Here is a 4,271-nt window from a genome sequence, read left to right as displayed (position 1 = left end):
ATCCATGGCCTGTGGAGCGGTTCACCGCCAGACACCCGAGGCAGGAGCCCGGTGCGTAAATCGCGCACGCCGGGATCTGTGCGGGGGGTATCCGGTAACGGGTATCCCTACCGCGACATATTTAACAGCGTGACGATAATCCAGATCGCCTGCCGGATAATGGTGCCAACTTACTGATTTAGTGTACGATGGTGTCTTTGAGGTGCTCCAGTGGCTTCCATCTCCATCAGTTGTCCCTCCTGCTCAGCTACTGAAGGCGTGGTGCGTAACGGTAAAAGTACTGCCGGACATCAGCGCTATCTCTGCTCTCACTGCCGTAAAACATGGCAGCTACAGTTCACTTACACCGCCTCTCAGCCCGGTACGCACCAGAAAATCATTGATATGGCCATGAATGGCGTTGGATGCCGGGCAACCGCCCGCATTATGGGCGTTGGCCTCAACACGATTTTACGTCACTTAAAAAACTCAGACCGCAGTCGGTAACCTCACGCATACAACCGGGCAGTGACGTCATTGTCTGCGCGGAAATGGACGAACAGTGGGGCTACGTCGGGGCTAAATCACGTCAGCGCTGGTTATTTTACGCCTATGGCAGGATGTGCAGGACGGTGGTGGCACGCGTCTTTGGTGAGCGTACTCTGGCCACGCTGGAGCGTCTTCCGGGCCTGCTGTCGGCCTTTGAGGTCGTGGTATGGATGACGGATGGCTGGCCGCTTTATGAATCCCGCCTGAAGGGAGAACTGCACGTTATCAGCAAGCGATATACGCAGCGAATTGAGCGGCATAACCAGAATCTGAGGCAGCATCTGGCAAGGCTGGGCAGGAAGTCACTGTCGTTCTCAAAATCGGTGGCGCTGCATGACAAAGTCATCGGGCATTATCTGAACATAAAACACTATCAGTAAGTTGGAGTCATTACCAACCAGTTCACCACCTACTCGCTCCGCGATTGTGGCAGTCTTCGAAATCCCCGGACGATCCGCCTTTATGAAAGTCTTGCTCAATTCAAATCTTCAGGCTTATGGGTTACTACTCATGCTTGGTTAAATGACCGTTTCGTCTTACCGGAATCCCAGCAGAAGAACTTGGCAGAGTTGAAACGATCTTTCCTTGATCCTGCACTCAAGCAGATAAATGAGAAAACACCTTTACTTGCTAAGTATAGTATTGATGATTCAGGAAAATTTCTGTTCTCAATAATTGATAAGCAAAATCCCGTCTGACATAAATCAGCACACATGAGCCTGTCATTTGACAAATTTTTGTCATGAAGATGGGCGGATTTCCACACAGCACCGGCGCCCGGTAAGGTGGGCGGATTCCCACACGGCACCGGCGCCCGGTAAGGTGGGCGGATTCCCACACGGCACCGGCGCCCGGTAAGGTGGGCGGATTCCCATATCGACATGTATGTAGCTTGTGTTATCTGTGGATTGTGCAGCTCAGCGGGTCGCTGGTCGTATGGCGGAGTGTCCCCCGTAACCGGCCGCGTGCGGCCGCTAACGCGCAGTACGGCGCCGCGTCCCGCAGACGGGCCGCCGTTCCCGCGCGCAGCACTGCGCACCCCGTGGGGGACGTACGGCAGCTGCGTGGCGGTGAGCGGGATTAGGGCTTTGCAGCTACCGTGTTAAGTTCCCTGGTGTCGCTGAAATAGTTGATGAACATCCCCCTAAGCGTCAGCAGCAAGCTGCCGCCGCTTAGACCCCGGAAATCACGCCCTTTACGTCGTAAACGCCGTAAAGCCCGCTCACCGGGGTTAAAAGGGATTACTTTGACTTCTTCATTGCTGTTCGCGAGTTAAGGCTAATCAGGGCAGGGGGTAGGGTGGCAGAATTTATAGCCCGGCAACCGGCTACGCCGGGCTTTCGGCGCCATTTTACAACACAGACGGCTTTGTTGAATAAATCGAACTTTTGCTGAGTTGAAGGATCAGATCACGCATCTTCCCGACAACGCAGACCGTTCCGTGGCAAAGCAAAAGTTCAAAATCACCAACTGGCCCACCTACAATAAAGCCCTCATCAACCGTGGCTCCATAACTTTCTGGCTGGATGATGAAGCTATTCAGGCCTGGTATGAGTCAGCAACACCTTCTTCACGAGGCAGACCTCAGCGCTATTCTGACCTTGCCATCACGACTGTGCTGGTCATTAAACGCGTATTCAGGCTGACCCTGCGCGCTGCGCAGGGCTTTATTGATTCCATTTTTTCTCTGATGAACGTTCCGCTACGTTGCCCGGATTACAGCTGTGTCAGCAGGCGGGCAAAGTCGGTTAACGTCAGTTTCAAAACGTTCACCCGGGGTGAAATCGCGCATCTGGTGATTGATTCCACCGGGCTGAAGGTCTTTGGTGAAGGCGAGTGGAAAGTCAAAAAGCATGACCAGGAACGCCGTCGTATATGGCGAAAGTTGCATCTGGCAGTTGACAGCAACACACATGAAATCATCTGTGCAGACCTGTCGCTGAACAATGTGACGGACTCAGAAGCCTTCCCGGGTCTTATCCGGCAGACTCACAGAAAAATCAGGGCAGCATCGGCAGACGGCGCTTACGACACCCGGCTCTGTCACGATGAACTGCGGCGTAAGAAAATCAGCGCGCTTATCCCTCCCCGAAAAGGTGCGGGTTACTGGCCCGGTGAATATGCAGACCGTAACCGTGCAGTGGCTAATCAGCGAATGACCGGGAGTAATGCGCGGTGGAAATGGACAACAGATTACAACCGTCGCTCGATAGCGGAAACGGCGATGTACCGGGTAAAACAGCTGTTCGGGGGTTCACTGACGCTGCGTGACTACGATGGTCAGGTTGCGGAGGCTATGGCCCTGGTACGAGCGCTGAACAAAATGACGAAAGCAGGTATGCCTGAAAGCGTGCGTATTGCCTGAAAACACAACCCGCTACGGGGGAGACTTACCCGAAATCTGATTTATTCAACAAAGCCGCACGCATCACCTCAATACCTTTGATGGTGGCGTAAGCCGTCTTCATGGATTTAAATCCCAGCGTGGCGCTGATTATCCGTTTCAGTTTGCCATGATCGCATTCAATCACGTTGTTCCGGTACTTAATCTGTCGGTGTTCAACGTCAGACGGGCACCGGCCTTCGCGTTTGAGCAGAACAAGCGCGCGACCATAGGCGGGCGCTTTATCCGTGTTGATGAATCGCGGGATCTGCCACTTCTTCACGTTGTTGAGGATTTTACCCAGAAACCGGTATGCAGCTTTGCTGTTACGACGGGAGGAGAGATAAAAATCGACAGTGCGGCCCCGGCTGTCGACGGCCCGGTACAGATACGCCCAGCGGCCATTGACCTTCACGTAGGTTTCATCCATGTGCCACGGGCAAAGATCGGAAGGGTTACGCCAGTACCAGCGCAGCCGTTTTTCCATTTCAGGCGCATAACGCTGAACCCAGCGGTAAATCGTGGAGTGATCGACATTCACTCCGCGTTCAGCCAGCATCTCCTGCAGCTCACGGTAACTGATGCCGTATTTGCAGTACTAGCGTACGGCCCACAGAATGATGTCACGCTGAAAATGCTGGCCTTTGAATGGGTTCATGTGCAGCTCCATCAGCAAAAGGGGATGATAAGTTTATCACCACCGACTATTTGCAACAGTACCTGAAAAAATTGTCTGTCATCCTCGTCTCCCGGAAGGTGTTGATTTCGACCATCATAATCCAAGAAGAAACCAATATCGCTGACTGTGAACAATTTTTACATTTCCCGATTTACATTTTTTCGGATCTGCGGTGAAAACCGAGAAAGAAGGATATGTTAAGCATATCCATATGCTTGACATCTGCATATGTTACACATATACAAACCAATATAGCAGGCATATACTACACATATGCACAAAAACATCATGCATGTTCAGCCCGGAGGAAAATCCATGCGCACAGTTTCGATATTTAAAAACGGCAATAACCGCGCCATCCGTCTGCCCCGGGACCTGGATTTTGAGGGGGTCAGCAAGCTGGAGATCGTCCGGGAAGGAGAAAGCATCATCCTGCGTCCCGTCCGGCCAACCTGGAGTTCGTTCGCGCTGCTGGAAAAAGCTGACGCCGGTTTTCTGGAAGAGCGCGAGAACGTGGTCAGCGATGAAGGACGTTTTGAGCTATGAAGAAAACCTATATGCTTAGACTGGCCCCCTGAATCTCCAGACAACCAATATCACTTAAATAAGTGATAGTCTTAATACTAGTTTTTAGACTAGTCATTGGAGAACAGATGATTGATGTCTTAGGGCCGGAGAAAC

General features: G+C 52.2%; 3 protein-coding genes and 2 pseudogenes. 4 read left to right on the top strand and 1 reads right to left on the bottom strand.

Annotated elements, in window-relative coordinates; all coding sequences use genetic code 11:
- Positions 1-210 precede the first annotated feature (210 nt).
- The 3 genes and pseudogenes from ACOTX5_RS26160 to ACOTX5_RS26150 all read left to right on the top strand — a co-directional run bounded on the left by ACOTX5_RS26160 (position 211) and on the right by ACOTX5_RS26150 (position 2,893).
- A protein-coding gene (locus tag ACOTX5_RS26160) for an IS1-like element IS1X3 family transposase (protein ID WP_223229472.1) occupies positions 211-908 on the top strand; the annotation gives its coding sequence in 2 pieces (ribosomal slippage) (positions 211-460 and positions 460-908; 699 coding nt in all).
- A gap of 9 nt (positions 909-917) precedes the next feature.
- A pseudogene (locus ACOTX5_RS26155) lies at positions 918-1,226 on the top strand (replication initiation protein); the annotation flags it as partial.
- 698 nt (positions 1,227-1,924) lie between these two features.
- Positions 1,925-2,893 carry an IS5-like element IS903B family transposase gene (locus ACOTX5_RS26150; protein ID WP_171963465.1) on the top strand — a complete coding sequence of 323 codons (969 nt, stop codon included), beginning with the start codon at positions 1,925-1,927 and terminating at the stop codon, positions 2,891-2,893.
- Positions 2,894-2,948: 55 nt separating this feature from the next.
- Here ACOTX5_RS26150 and ACOTX5_RS26145 read toward each other — a convergent pair.
- Positions 2,949-3,569, bottom strand: a pseudogene (locus ACOTX5_RS26145) (IS6-like element IS26 family transposase); the annotation flags it as partial.
- A gap of 336 nt (positions 3,570-3,905) precedes the next feature.
- Between ACOTX5_RS26145 and vapB the strand changes: the two are divergent.
- Positions 3,906-4,136: a type II toxin-antitoxin system VapB family antitoxin gene (gene vapB / locus ACOTX5_RS26140; RefSeq protein ID WP_063945329.1), complete on the top strand. Its 231-nt coding sequence runs from the start codon at positions 3,906-3,908 to the stop codon at positions 4,134-4,136.
- Positions 4,137-4,271: the final 135 nt, after the last annotated feature.

Origin of the sequence: Enterobacter cloacae complex sp. IR5441 (assembly GCF_049238215.1) — a bacterium.
In the GTDB taxonomy this organism is placed as follows: Bacteria; Pseudomonadota; Gammaproteobacteria; order Enterobacterales; family Enterobacteriaceae; genus Enterobacter; species Enterobacter hormaechei_C.
This window is presented reverse-complemented; position numbering and strand designations above follow the sequence as displayed.